General features: G+C 38.3%; 11 protein-coding genes. 10 read left to right on the top strand and 1 reads right to left on the bottom strand.

The annotated features are described in order from the left end of the window. Positions 1 to 43: 43 nt before the first annotated feature. From NST46_RS02930 to NST46_RS02905, 6 genes are all read left to right on the top strand, one after another. On the top strand, positions 44 to 1462 hold the full coding sequence (locus tag NST46_RS02930) for an NAD-dependent succinate-semialdehyde dehydrogenase (protein ID WP_303449815.1): 1419 nt from the start codon (positions 44 to 46) through the stop codon (positions 1460 to 1462). Between the two features lie 73 nt (positions 1463 to 1535). Further along, the gene (locus tag NST46_RS02925) at positions 1536 to 3398 is read left to right on the top strand and encodes a XylR N-terminal domain-containing protein (protein ID WP_303449813.1); all 1863 of its coding nucleotides are present in this window, start codon (positions 1536 to 1538) and stop codon (positions 3396 to 3398) included. 145 nt (positions 3399 to 3543) lie between these two features. Beyond that, positions 3544 to 5061: a 4-hydroxyphenylacetate 3-hydroxylase family protein gene (locus tag NST46_RS02920; protein ID WP_118888593.1), complete on the top strand. Its 1518-nt coding sequence runs from the start codon at positions 3544 to 3546 to the stop codon at positions 5059 to 5061. Positions 5062 to 5607: 546 nt separating this feature from the next. Next, positions 5608 to 6681: a TRAP transporter substrate-binding protein gene (locus tag NST46_RS02915; RefSeq protein WP_303450662.1), complete on the top strand. Its 1074-nt coding sequence runs from the start codon at positions 5608 to 5610 to the stop codon at positions 6679 to 6681. Between the two features lie 4 nt (positions 6682 to 6685). Beyond that, a complete protein-coding gene (locus NST46_RS02910; RefSeq protein ID WP_095308135.1) occupies positions 6686 to 7165 on the top strand; it encodes a TRAP transporter small permease in 480 nt (159 codons plus the stop codon). After that, a complete protein-coding gene (locus NST46_RS02905) occupies positions 7162 to 8466 on the top strand; it encodes a TRAP transporter large permease (protein ID WP_303450654.1) in 1305 nt (434 codons plus the stop codon). Before NST46_RS02910 ends, NST46_RS02905 begins: the two co-directional genes overlap by 4 nt. Before the next feature lie 200 nt (positions 8467 to 8666). On the opposite strand, the gene NST46_RS02900 is transcribed toward NST46_RS02905, so the two are convergent. Further along, a complete protein-coding gene (locus NST46_RS02900) occupies positions 8667 to 9305 on the bottom strand; it encodes a helix-turn-helix transcriptional regulator (protein ID WP_419776338.1) in 639 nt (212 codons plus the stop codon). Between the two features lie 138 nt (positions 9306 to 9443). Between NST46_RS02900 and thrC the strand changes: the two genes are divergently transcribed. From thrC to NST46_RS02880, 4 genes are all read left to right on the top strand, one after another. Further along, positions 9444 to 10556: a threonine synthase gene (thrC, locus tag NST46_RS02895; RefSeq protein ID WP_341136747.1), complete on the top strand. Its 1113-nt coding sequence runs from the start codon at positions 9444 to 9446 to the stop codon at positions 10554 to 10556. Between the two features lie 27 nt (positions 10557 to 10583). After that, positions 10584 to 10970, top strand: coding sequence for a RidA family protein (locus NST46_RS02890; RefSeq protein WP_303450646.1), 387 nt, complete (start codon positions 10584 to 10586; stop codon positions 10968 to 10970). Further along, a complete protein-coding gene (locus tag NST46_RS02885; RefSeq protein ID WP_303450643.1) occupies positions 10971 to 12077 on the top strand; it encodes a D-TA family PLP-dependent enzyme in 1107 nt (368 codons plus the stop codon). A gap of 329 nt (positions 12078 to 12406) precedes the next feature. Then, positions 12407 to 14065 carry a thiamine pyrophosphate-dependent enzyme gene (locus tag NST46_RS02880; RefSeq protein WP_341136746.1) on the top strand — a complete coding sequence of 553 codons (1659 nt, stop codon included), beginning with the start codon at positions 12407 to 12409 and terminating at the stop codon, positions 14063 to 14065. Positions 14066 to 14067 lie beyond the last annotated feature (2 nt).

Below are 14067 nucleotides of genomic sequence, written 5' to 3'. Positions count from 1 at the left end.
TAAGTCGCACTACTAATCATCCTAATGAGAGAGGTATCAGAATATGCAGCAATATGAAATGTTTGTTGGTGGGAAATGGTTTGGAAAGGATTTAGAACAGATTGATGTAATTAATCCGGCAACAAATGAACCAATTGGAACAGTACCTAAAGGCGGAAAAGAAGAGGCTAAGCAGGCGGTGGATGCCGCGTATGGTGCACTAAAAGAATGGGCTGCAAGAACTGCAGAGGACAGAAGCAGCTACCTTGTGAAATGGCATGAACTGATAAAAAAAGAAAGAGAAACGATAGGGAAAATCATGACAGAGGAACAAGGCAAACCACTAAAAGAAGCAATTGGTGAAGTAGACTATGCAAATGGATTTATATCATGGTATGCCGAGGAAGGAAAGCGGGTATATGGCGATATTATTCCGGCATCCCATCCGAATAAACGTATTTTCGTGCAGAAACAGCCGGTTGGCGTTGTCGCAGCGATTACTCCATGGAACTTCCCTGCCGCAATGATCACCCGTAAAGTTGGACCAGCACTTGCAGCAGGGTGTACCGTAGTTATTAAGCCTGCTACTCAAACCCCTTTAACGGCATTTAAATTGGTTGAGTTAGCTGAAAAAGCTGGTATTCCAAAAGGTGTTATTAATATAGTAACTGGCAGCTCAGGTCAAATCGGGAAAGTGTGGAATGAAGATAGCAGAGTTAGAAAATTAACGTTCACTGGCTCAACGGAGGTAGGCAAAATATTGATGAAAGCCGCTGCCGATACAATGAAAAAGATCTCCCTTGAGCTTGGTGGCCATGCCCCATTTGTTGTGATGGAAGACGCAGATTTAGATAAAGCAGTGACAGGCGTAGTCGCATCTAAGTTCCGTAATGCTGGTCAAACTTGTGTATGTACAAACCGAGTATATGTGCATGAATCGATTAAAGATAACTTTCAAGCAAAGCTGACAGAGGCTGTGTCCAAGCTTAAAATTGGAAATGGTCTGGAAGAGGGGACAGATATTGGCCCATTGATTGATCAAAGCGCAGTAGATAAGGTAAATGAACAAGTTAAAGACGCAGTAAGCAAAGGCGGGAACGTCACCTTAGGTGGAAAGAATTTAGAAGGATTATATGTGGAACCGGCAATTGTTATGGATGCAACAGATGACATGCTTTGTATGTATGAAGAAACATTTGGGCCACTGCTTCCCGTTACAACATTCAGAGATGAAGCAGAAGTAATCGAGCGAGCAAATAATTCACCATTTGGATTAGCTGCATATGTATTTACAGAGAATATTGGTCGTGCTATCCGAATAAGTGAAGCACTCGAATATGGAATTGTCGGATTGAATGACGGAGCACCGTCCACACCACAAGCCCCATTTGGCGGATTTAAAGAAAGCGGGCTTGGTCGTGAGGGTGGTTACTATGGCATCGAAGAGTTTCTTGAAACGAAATATATTTCACTTGCATTTTAATAAGGGGGCTAATGCAGCTCCCTTTTGTTTCTATACGTCTTAGCGAATATTGGTTATCAGGCAGGTGACGAAAATGAGTGTAGATCAGAAAATAGATCGAAATAAAACAGATAACGAGGGAAGAATCTACTTAGATGATGAGCGGGTAATTTTAACCTCGTCGGCTGTCTTTGGGATTCTTCGCAAAGATCTGATGGACAATATATCTGAAGAGAGGATGAAGGGGTTTTTAATCCGTTATGGATGGAACCTTGGAAAAAATGATGCGAAAAATGTGCTTAAAAAGAATCAATCTTCTATTGAAGAGCTCTTGAAAAAGGGACCTGAATTACACATGATGAGAGGTTTTACAAAAGTAAAACGAGTCGATTTACAACTGGATTATGATGAAGATGGGCAGATAGAAGGTGTTCACGTAGAGGGATTCTGGTCTGGATCTTATGAAGCAGAGGAATTTATCGAGCAGTTTGGCAATTCAGATGCTGCTGTATGCTATACCCTAGTTGGTTATGCAAGTGGCTACTACTCCGAAATATGCAAAAAAACGGTTGTATTTAAAGAAGTGGCATGCAAAGCGATAGGCGCTGATAATTGCTATTATGTTGGAAAAACAATACCTGAGTGGAACGGTTCAATTGAAAAAGAATTAAAGTACTATCATGATGAACCAATTGTTCGGGAACTTGAGATCACCTATGAAAAATTGCTGGAGGAACGGAATAATTTTGAAAAGACGTTTACCATTCATGAGCGTCTTACACAAGAATTTACAAACGGGAATGATCTACAAACGATTGCAGATGCGATCTATGAAGAGATCGGTATACCAATATTAATAGAAAATGCAGACATGTCACCATTAGCAGGTTCGGGATTTTCCTCTGACTTTTTCACGAATGGTTATTTGGATTTTAAGTCAGCAGTACATATTCAACAAAAGGAAAAGGATTATCAGACAAGGGAAATTTCTGATGGAGTAAACCAATATCTTACAACGCCAATTATGCTGCAGCGAAAGTGTTTTGGTTTCTGTTCGTTTATATACGAAGTAAATCAACCGGTTACTAAAGTCGACCTCATGATTTTAGAAAGAGTTGCTTCTGTCTGTTCGCTTTACATTTTAAACGAGAAAACAACATTTGAAGCAGTAGAACGGATAAAAGGGCACTTTCTCGATCAGATTATCGACGGAGGTCATCTCACAGAAAAAGAAATTCTAACAAGAGGAAAATATATACAAACAGATTTAAATGCTCCATATTGTATTGCTGCATTGAAATATGATAATGGAAATGCTGGTTCAGAAAACGGATTGTTTATACATGATCAAGTGATTGAAAGTGTACAGCATTTCTTTAAAAACCGGTTTAATGTGTTAATTGGACAGCGTTCAGGCATACTCGTTCTTCTTATTCAAAAAGATCATAACCAGAAGACAATGAAGGAAGTTTGCCAGTCACTGCTTGATTATTTAAAAAAGGAATTTCCGCCCAGTGTTTTTCGAATGGGGGCAAGCACCTTGTCTGAAAGTATTCAACAAGCGAGTGAGTATTACAAAGAAGCGATGACAGCGCTGAAAATGACCGATGCATCAGAGGAAATCATGTTTTTTAAAGACATCAGTGTCGCAGGTCTGCTCATACATTCCAAAGATAAACAGGCAGTGATACAAAAGGCAAAACATCTTCTTGGACCAATTTATGCGAAGAAAGATGAAAGCGCCGAATTAATTAAAACGCTATACGTATTTCTCGCAAACGGAGGGAACCTGGAAAAGTCTATGGATGAGCTGTGTCTTTCGATGAGCGGGTTAAGATATCGAATAAGAAGGTTAGAAGAAATGTTAGGAAAAGATCTTCGCCAGCCTGCTGTAACGTATGAACTTTTACTCACGTTACAAGTCCTTGATGCAGAGGGAGAAATCATTTTAAAGTAAAATGGAATTGAACAGAAATTGTTCGTTTTATCCATAGAGGATAAACACTAATTGTTGTAGAACGATAGTTGCCTCCTTGATAATCTTACCTTAAGGAAAAATTATACCATATTATAATATCTATTATTTTGGAGGTTATACAACAATGATGAATGGTAAGGAGTATTTAGAAAGTCTGCGCGATGGTCGTCACGTATATTTGAACGGTGAGAAAATTGATGATGTAACAACCCACCCAGCATATCGCAATGCCGCAAGATCGATAGCCCAGCTGTATGATGCCATGCATGATCCAGAAAAAAAAGATACGATCACAACGAAATCAGATGTTGGTGATTTTCGTACACATAAGTTTTTCAAAGCATCTACAAGTGCTAAAGAATTGCTTGAAGCGCGCGATGCAATGGCCGAGTGGACGAGATATAGCTATGGATTTATGGGACGTACTCCGGATTATAAAGCAGCATTTTTAGGATCGCTTGGTCCATATGCAGATTTCTATAAAGGATTTGAAGATAATGCAAGGAGATGGTATAAAAAAGGGCAGGAAGAAGTTCCTTTCTGTAACCATACGATTGTAAATCCACAATTGGACAGACATAAGCCACTTCATGAAAATAAAGATGTATTCGTACGGGCTGTTGGAGAAAGAGATAATGGTATTATTGTAAGCGGTGCCAAGATGGTTGGAACTTCTGCAGCTCTTACCCATTATAATTTTGTTGCGAACTACTCCCCACAAGATTTAGGTGAAGGTGACCAAAGCCATGCATTAATCTTTTTTGTGCCAATGAATGCGCCTGGTGTAAAAGTAATCAGTCGTCAATCTTACGAAGAAATGGCTGCAAAGCAAGGCAGCCCATATGATTATCCATTATCAAGCCGTTTTGACGAAAACGATGCCATTATTATTTTAGATAATGTTCTGATACCATGGGAAGACGTTTTAACTTACAATAATGTGGAAATAGCAAATGGGTTTAGACCACAAACAGGCTGGCTGAATCGTTACACATTCCAAGGCTGTACGCGCTTTGCGGTGAAGCTTGACTTTATGGTTGGCATGCTGCTTAAAGCAACTGAAGTCGCTGGAACGAATAACTTCCGCGGTGTACAGGCAAGAATCGGTGAGGTCATCTCCTATCGCAATATGTTTTGGGCTATTTCTACAGCAATGGCACTTGATCCAGAAGATGGTCCAGAAGGTTATAAACTCCCGAATTCAACCTATGCAACTGCATATCGTACATTTGCACCGACCGTATGGCCAATCATCAAAAATACATTTAACGAAGTAGTAGCAGGTGGTTTGATATCTCTCCCTTCGAGCACTCAGGATTTCCTTAACCCTGAACTGCGCCCGTACATTGACCAATACTATAAAGGAACGGGTGTAAGCGCAGAAGAAAGAGTAAAGCTTTTGAAAATGGTTTGGGATGCAACAGGAACTGAATTTGGCGGACGTAATGAATTGTATGAAATAAACTATGCCGGCAACAACGAAGGAATACGATTGGATGCACTGAAGATGGCTAATACAGCAGGCCAAACAGATATATACAAATCATTCGTTGAAAGAGCAATGAATGATTACGACCTTAACGGTTGGACAAATGATACGTGGGTTAATCCAGATAAGGAAATACAAAAACTGTTTATTTAAAATCCAAATTTTATACTTCCTTCTCATGTGAGAAGGAAGTGTTTATTGTTTATCTAGTAGTAGATGGAAAGGTGCGATTAGGCGTCATAGTGGGATGGCATGTTGCGATAATATTGGATTAGGTGTCATAGTAAGATGGAATGGGTGCGATAGTATTGGATTAGGTGTCATAGTGAGATGGCATGTTGCGATAATATTGGATTAGGTGTCATAGTAAGATGGAATGGGTGCGATAGTATTGGATTAGGTGTCATAGTGAGATAGAATGTTGCGATAGTATTGCGTTTGGTGTCAAAGTATCCTTAATCTCATTGAAAATATTTTTATATCATGCTCTAATCTAATCTGTTTAAAACTTCCTACCATTTATATAAAAATATTAAATTTATATTGTTTTTATATATAATATTATATATAATTTAATATATTATAACTAAATATTTAAAAATGTAAGCGATTTCCTTCGAGGCAGTTTTTGTCTGACTAAATTTTAAGCTTAGACGAAGAAATTAAAGTTATTAGTGCATGAAAGAGAGGAGAATACTTATGCAATTCAGTTTTATTAGGAATAGAGTTCTGCTGATTGTGTTGTTATTTTTTGTATTGGCACTAGCTTCCTGTGACAGCACACTGGCTTTCAAACCGGAAAATTCAGTAGAGGAAAATCATAATTTAATTGTTTCTCACTTCCAGCCAGGGAATCACCCTATTCAAACAAAAATTTTTAATGGTCTTGCTTCTGATCTGCATGAACAGACAGACGGAAGAATTACGATGGAATTTTATCCATCGAATACATTAGGTGATGCCGGGTCGCAATATGATATGGCTGTAACAAGAGAAGCGGATATTGCATTAAGTGTTTATGGTTACTCACCAGGAAGATTTCCGCTCGTGACAATTATGGAACTGCCTTTTCTAGCGGAGTCCGCCGAACATGCATCGGAAATACTAATGACATTATATGAAGAGTTTCCGGAAATGCAGGAAGAACATGCAGACACGTACCCATTATTTCTTTTCTCTGCCGAACCAGCTCAGATTATAAGTAAAGATTTTAAAATTGAAACACCAGACGATATGAAAGGTCTGCGTGTCCGTTCTCCATCCCCGATGGCAAACAAAATTATAGAGGCATTAGGGGCTACACCAATTTCCATGCCAATGGGAGATGTTTATGAATCGTTGGAAAGAGGCGTAATTGATGCAGCCGTCGTACCTTTTGAAACCCTTTACAATTATAGCTTTCATGAAGTAACAAATTACATTACTATTGGCGACTTCTCTGCGACACCATTTTTTAGTGTGATGAGTCAGAAAACGTATGATAATTTCAGCGAAGGGGATCAGCAAATACTAGATAATTTAATAGGTAAAGAGTTAGCAAAAAAAGCTGGAAGTGTCTATGATGTGGACGGAAAAATTGGCCTTGAGACGGCAATTGAAAGTGGTGCTGAAGTGATTGAACTAGAAGGTGATGCATTAATCCCATGGCAAGAGGCATTGGAGCCAATGGTTGATGAGTGGATTAAAGAAAGAACGGAAGAAGGCTATCCTGCTCAGGAAATCTATGACCGGGCAATGGAATTGAAAGAGGAACTGAGTGAGAGGGAGGAGTAGTAAGGTGGAGAGGATTATAACGAAATTAAATGCTGGACTACTTTATATTGCCCAAGCTGTTTTAATTATTATGGTATTCTTAGTCACCGCAGATGTGCTTGGCCGCTGGCTGTTCAGTCAGCCAATAACGGGAGCCGTAGAACTTACAGAACTTGGACTATCCATGGTTATTTTCTTGAGCATTGGTTATACCCATTTAAAAGAAGAACATATTTCAATTGACTTCTTGGTGGAACGATTCCCTGAAAAAGCTCAATGGATAGTAGAGGGGTTTATTAATTTAATTATTATGGCAGTGATGGTGCTAATGGCTTTAAGTCTGTTCTGGTATGCTGAGCGCTTGCTTACTTCTGGTACAGTCACAGGAGACTTAGGCCTTCCAATCTACTTATTCGCTGCAGTGTCAGGAATTGGATCAATTGTATTTGCCTTAACTGCATTATTATTAGCTATCAAATACGTTGCAAAGGTGGGTGGAAAATGAGTCCAGAACTTATTGGTTTCTTAGGGATTATTGCGATTCTAATCTTATTTTTTTTGAAAATCCCAGTGGCTATTTCCCTAATTATAGTCAGTTTGCTAGGAACAACTTTAATTAGAGGCTGGGATGTTGCTTTTGCGCAATTGGGAAGAACCCCATTTGATACGTCCAGCAACTATTCACTAAGTGTTATTCCATTATTTATTTTGATGGGTATGATTTTATCATATACAGGAATTGGGAAAGACTTATATAGAATGGTGGATAGTTGGATTGGGCACTTACATGGTGGCCTTGCGATGGCGACAATTGGCACAGCAGCTATTTTCTCATCTATTTCAGGCTCCCTAAATGCAACGACTGCAACAGTAGCAAAAATTGCCCTGCCGGAAATGAAAAAATACAAATATAAACCAGGGTTATCGACTTCAAGTGTTGCTGCAGGCGGAACACTTGGCATTTTAATTCCCCCGAGTGTTATTTTGATTTTATACGGAATCCTGACAAGAGAACCAATTGGTGCGTTATTAATTTCGGGTATCATTCCAGGTATTTTACAGATTGTTATTTTTATCATTACAATTTATGTTCTTGTTCGTAAAGATCCTTCCATTGCACCGCCGAGAGAGGGGAAAGCAAGTAATGCTGAAAGGTTACATACGCTTAAAAATATTTGGCCATTTATGGGGCTGTTTTTAGTTAGTATTGGCGGTATTTATTTAGGTGTTTTTACTCCGACTGAAGCAGCTGGAGTGGGGGCGTTTGGCGCGCTTTTGTTTGCTTTAATTTCCAGAAAACTTACGTGGGAAAGTTTGAAAGGATCACTAAATGAATCTGTTCGATTAACTGCGTTTATTTTCTTTATTTTGATTGGTGCTAATTTATTTGGCCAATTTTTGGCAATCAGCAGAATTCCTGTCATGCTTACCACATATGTTGGAAATCTTGATTTGAACCCATATATTATCCTTATCGGTATTCTTGTTGTATTGCTTTTACTTGGGTGTTTTATTGAAAGTTTAGCTTTAATCGTGATCACATTGCCTATCCTTTATCCGATTATTACGGAATTAGGATTTAATGGGATTTGGTTTGGTGTAATTATGATTATGGTTATTAACATCGGTGCATTAACACCACCGCTTGGAATAAGTGTATATGTTATTAAGGGCGTAGCAAGAAATATTCCGCTGCAGACGATCTTCAGAGGCGTCGTTCCGATGATTATCGCAATGATTGTATGTGTAGCGATTCTAGTTGTTTTTCCCCAGATCGTTACTATATTGCCAGATTTGATGAACTAACCAGTAGTGGAGCTGGACTGCAAGATAAGGTTGGATATCTGTGTTACTTCAATATGTTCAAAGAAAGGATAGAAATACGCTGGGTCGTGTCTCTATCCTTTTTTTAGATAGGATTTAATTATCGAAATTTGATAGTAGAACCTTGGTAAGCTAAGAGCATTTACTGGAGAAAGATGCAGCTATTATCGCGTTCAAAAAAATCACTCACCCTTCTTAATCTCATCCAGATAACTATAAATCGTAACCCTCGACGTATTCAATTTCTCAGCTACTTTATCAATAGCTCCTTTAATCAGAAATATCCCCTTTTCATCCATGAATTTTACAATCTGTATTTTGTCTTTCCTCTTAAGATGTTCAACATCATAACCTTTAATAATGGAATCAATGATTTCATCAGCGATCTCGACGACATTGTCTCTCTGAACCTCAGCTGTTGGTTTAGTTTCCTCTCCAAATGTCATCATATCCTCAACGAACTCTTGTACATGGGAAAGAGAATTTAAACGATAATTAATACATAGTGCTCCTTTGACTTTTCCAGATCCATCTCGGATCAGAGACGTAGAAGATTTTATAGATTCTTTGTTGTGGTCAGATGTCTCGTAACCCGCCACAAAATCTTCATTAAATTGTCCAGACAAGAGTACTTCTCGAATCAAATGATCAAATGATTGACCAACTTTTCTGCCAGTAACATGATTGTTTACAGCGAATATCACAGAGTTTTGAGGAGTTGTTAAGTCGTGAACAACAACCTCACAATTTCTTCCAAACGTTTTAGCAATCATTTTTGCTGCAGTAATATAGGGGTTAAAAAATTCTATCGACACTAAAATCACAATCTCCTTCGTTGTAAAACGTATAATTTTTTATTGACTTGCATTAATTTTATAGATAAAGTTATATGTATAATATATTTTCAACTCATTATATATAAAAAATTACATGATAACAAGTTGTAGGAGTGATCATGCATGAAGGTGAAATACAAGTGCAGCCAATGTGGTGAAACTCATGATCCACAAACGTTTATTCACAAATGTCCATGTGGAGGGCTTTTAGATATAACTCCGTTTGATGTCGATTTTCCACTTGAAAAAATTAAACAACGAACACCTTCTCTGTGGCGTTATGAGGAAGCACTTCCGTTCAGTAAATCTCAGCAGGTTACGTTAGGAGAAGGCTTTACATCAATGGTTTCAACTGATGATTCTAATAACGTTTTCTTTAAAATGGATTATATGATGCCTACCCTTTCATTCAAGGATCGTGGTGCATCCATGCTTATTACAGCGGCGAAAGCGTTACATGTAAAGCGAATTGTAGCAGATAGTAGCGGGAATGCAGGAACAGCAATTGCTGCTTATGCATCCAAGGCCGGTATAAAGTGTGACATATTCGTTCCAGCTAGTACGTCACCAAATAAATTAACCCAAATTAAAGCGCATGGAGCACAATTACATTTAATCCCTGGAACGAGAGAAGATACGGCAGAAGCTGCAGTAAAGGAAGTAGAAGAAAGTGGAAGTTTTTATGCAAGTCATGTTTACAACCCTTTTTTCTATCAAGGAACCAAAACCTATGCATATGAAATTTGGGAGGAGATGAATGGGAATGTTCCGGATGTGATTGTCGTACCAGTTGGAAATGGCACGCTGTTGTTAGGGGCGTACTATGGCTTTAAAGATTTATATGATAAAGGATTAATTCTTAGTATCCCTAAATTTGTTGCCATTCAAGCGGAAGGGTGTGCACCTTTACTTAAGGCATTCCAAGCAGGTTCAGAGCACATAGAACCCATTGAAACAGTAGGAACACAAGCAGAAGGGATTGCAATTGCTAATCCAGCAAGACATTACCAAATCTTGCAGGTCATAAAAGAAACTGGTGGAGAAATTATAGCTGCCCCAGAAAATACGATTGAGAGTGCAAGAAAAGCGATAGCACATCAAGGGTTCTTCGTCGAACCAACATCGGCTTCAACTTATGCAGGATATCTTGCATATATCGCGCAAGAAGGAAGCAATGTGGAAAATCAAACGATGGTTATTCCTTTATGTGGAGCGGGTATTAAGGCGGTTAAGTAAATAAAAGGTGATGCGGGGGATGTTAAAGTGAAGCCAATCCATACAGATTATTCGAAGCAGCAGGGGGCCCATTACGTTCCAGCGATGGAACATAATGGGGTACTCTATATATCCGGACAATTATCGAAGGATCCTAAAACAGGTACGATTCCTACAGGTGGTATAAAAGCAGAAGCCGAACAAGCATTAGCTAATTTAGAATTAGTTTTAAAGGCCCGTGGCTTACAGCGAGAGGATGTTATTTTCTGCAGAGTTTACACACCAGATGTTGCATACTGGGACGAAATTAATGTGGTATATGCGCAGTTTTTCAGCGATCATAAACCGGCGAGAGCTATTGTACCTACCAATGCCTTACATTTTGGCTGTCTAGTAGAGATAGAAGCGATGGCAGCGATCGGGGAGGGGAAATAGGTGCATTATAAAGAAATAGACACACCTGCACTTTTGATTGACTATGCTATTCTTATGAAAAATATGAAGGACATGCAAGTTTATGCGGATAACCAAAATGTAAAATTACGCCCACATACCAAAACACATAAAATGCCTAAGCTAGCTAAAATGCAAGAAAAATATGGTGCTTCTGGTATTACGGTTGCAAAAGTAGGAGAAGCAGAAGTGATGGCTGCACATGGTCTAGACAATATCTTTATTGCCAATGAGATTGTAGGCGAACAGAAAATCCAGAAAATCAGAGATCTGTCGAAATCAATAGCTATTTCTTTTGGAATTGATTCCATTTATCACGTAAATGAAATAGAGAAAGTTTTTGAAGGTGCAGCGGAAAAAGCACAAGTATTAATTGAAATTGAAGTAGGGGAAAATAGATCCGGTGTTATTGAAGAAGAAGCATTTAGAGAATTAGTGAGCGCAGTGAAAAATAGCAGCAATATAAATCTGAAAGGCGTTTTTTCGCATGATGGCCACACGTATGCAGCGGAAAATGTGGGGCATTGTAAGGAGTTATATACTGCCAGTGTAGATAGGACGCTGCATTTTGCAGGTATATGTACAGAATTAGGAGTTCCACCTGAAGTGGTAAGTATCGGTTCTACACCACCATTTTTATTCGGCTTTGATATTCCAAAAGGTGTAACGGAAATAAGACCCGGCACCTACATTTTAATGGATGCATCCCAATCGAATGCTTTTGGTAGTTTTGAAAAAGCTGCTGCTACAGTTCTTACCACTATCATTAGTAAACCAACAAGTGAGCGTGTCATAACGGATGTAGGAGCTAAAGGAATTACTGCACAAAAGCGAACAAAAGGCATTACTGCGACAACTGGTCTGGGTAAAATAAAAGAATATGAAGATGTTTTTATTGATAGCGTTTTTGACGAGCATGCGATTATTTATAACAAATCCTTTAGTGAACAGGTAAATGTAGGGGATAAGGTACAAATTATACCAAATCATATTTGTCCTGTGTCTAATTTGCATGAAAAGGCATATTTAATCCAGGATGAGGAGGTTATGGATGAGGTAATTGTGGAGTGTAGAGGGAAGCTGCAGTAAATTAAGTCGTTAAATCAAAACAACCAAGTTGCTTACATGAAGTTTGTAAGTATCTTGGTTGTTTATTGTAAATAAAAATAACCTTTGTCTTCGAATACATCCTCAAATTATCTAACGGAATACATTAACTCTTAATTAAATAACCATCTATTTAAAATAAATAAAAAATTTAAAATAGTCATTGACATGAAAACGTTACCATGATATCTTTTAAGTGGCTAGACCACCCAGACACTTATTGACTCAGTTATTAGATTTGTAAGAAGTCTATGAGTGGATTCATATGAATTGAATTAATTACTTTGAAAAAATATAAAGGGGACAAACTCATGAAAAGAACAGGTGGGCAACGTGTAGTGGAAGTTTTAAGGAAAGAAGGAGTTAGAAAAGTTTTTGGTGTTCCTGGTGAAAGTTATTTAGCTGTAATGGATGCTTTTTATGATCATTCAGATATTGAATATATTTCAGCAAGACAGGAGGGAGGAGCCTCCTTTATGGCCGAAGCGTATGCAAAAGCCTCGGGAGATGTTGGAGTTTGTATGGCTACAAGAGGGCCGGGAGCGACTAATTTATCAATAGGTATTCACACGGCCCAGCAAGACTCCACACCTTTAGTTGCCTTAATAGGTCAAGTTGAACGCTCTTTTAAAAATAGAGAAGCATTCCAAGAAGTTGATTTTGTTCCTTTTTTCAGTCATTTATGTAAGTGGACAGTAGAAATAGATCAAGCGGATAGAGTTCCTGAACTATTGCATAGAGCTTTTCATATAGCACGTTCAGGCAGACCAGGTCCTGTGTTAGTTTCATTACCTGAGGATATGTTGGAGGATTTAACAGGGGATGTCACACATACACCTTACCATGTGAATTCTATTCAACCGAATACCGAATCTGTTAAACAAGCAGTAAGTGAATTATCAAAAGCGGAAAAACCGATTATCATTGCAGGTGGGGGAGTAGACTTAGCAAAGGCACAACCAGAACTTATCCAAATTGCAGAGACGTTGCAAATACCAGTTGTTACTGCGTTTAGACGTTTTACTGCATTTCCAAATTCGCATCCAAACTATGTAGGATCATTAGGGATGGGAGCGCCAGCTTATTTGCTGGATTATATAAAAGAGTGCGATTTAATTCTAGCTTTAGGGACAAGATTTACGCAACTTGCTACGAATAATTATACTCTTTTAAATGAAAATACTCGTTTAATCCATGTTGATATTTCACCGGATGTTCTAGGAAAAGTGTATACACCGACATTGCCAATTGTTTCTGATGTAAAAGAATTTACAAAGGGACTATTAAAAAATATTGAACCAATAAAAAATCAGCAACGTTCTTATAACCTTAACGAAATAAATAAAAAATATAATACCTATTCAACAACAAAAGAAGATTACAGCGAAGATTATGTAGATATGGATGGGATGATGCATGACTTGATTCAGAGGCTTCCGAAAGACTCTATCATAACGAATGATGCTGGAAACTTTTCCACTTGGCTATCACGTTATTATCGCTTCAATCAAGCAGATACCTATATTGGACCAACGTCAGGGGCAATGGGGTATGGATTGCCAGCAGCTATTGGTGCAAAATTTGCTAAACCTGAAAGAGTCGTAGTTTCTTTTTCGGGCGACGGTGGCTATATGATGACAATGCAAGAGTTTGAAACAGCAGTGAGATATAATATTCCAGTTATAGCAATTGTAGTGAATAATAGTATATATGGAACCATACGTTCACATCAGGAAAATAAATACCCAGGTAGAGTAGTTGGAACTGAATTGACAAGCCCAAATTTCGCCAAAGTAGCTGAAAACTTTGGTGGACACGGTGAAAGGGTCGAAAAGAATGTAGATTTTATTCCTGCATTAGAAAGAGCATTGTCTGCAGGTAAACCAGCTTTAATAGAAGTTTTAACAAATCCTGAGATTCTTACTGCAGGTCAAGAGAAAAATGTGAAAATACAAACGCTTACACAATAAAA

Origin of the sequence: Oceanobacillus sp. FSL W7-1309 (assembly GCF_038002145.1) — a bacterium.
Lineage (GTDB): Bacteria > Bacillota > Bacilli > Bacillales > Amphibacillaceae > Oceanobacillus > Oceanobacillus profundus.
The sequence above is the reverse complement of the archived record's forward strand: the minus strand, read 5'-3'. Positions and strand labels throughout refer to the sequence as shown.

What these genes read in the sequence shown, in the direction of transcription:
- NST46_RS02930 (WP_303449815.1), top strand. Translation starts at nt 44, where the DNA reads ATGCAGCAATATGAAATGTTTGTTGGTGGGAAATGGTTTGGAAAGGAT.
- NST46_RS02925 (WP_303449813.1), top strand. Translation starts at nt 1,536, where the DNA reads ATGAGTGTAGATCAGAAAATAGATCGAAATAAAACAGATAACGAGGGA.
- NST46_RS02920 (WP_118888593.1), top strand. Translation starts at nt 3,544, where the DNA reads ATGATGAATGGTAAGGAGTATTTAGAAAGTCTGCGCGATGGTCGTCAC.
- NST46_RS02915 (WP_303450662.1), top strand. Translation starts at nt 5,608, where the DNA reads ATGCAATTCAGTTTTATTAGGAATAGAGTTCTGCTGATTGTGTTGTTA.
- NST46_RS02905 (WP_303450654.1), top strand. Translation starts at nt 7,162, where the DNA reads ATGAGTCCAGAACTTATTGGTTTCTTAGGGATTATTGCGATTCTAATC.
- thrC (WP_341136747.1), top strand. Translation starts at nt 9,444, where the DNA reads ATGAAGGTGAAATACAAGTGCAGCCAATGTGGTGAAACTCATGATCCA.
- NST46_RS02880 (WP_341136746.1), top strand. Translation starts at nt 12,407, where the DNA reads ATGAAAAGAACAGGTGGGCAACGTGTAGTGGAAGTTTTAAGGAAAGAA.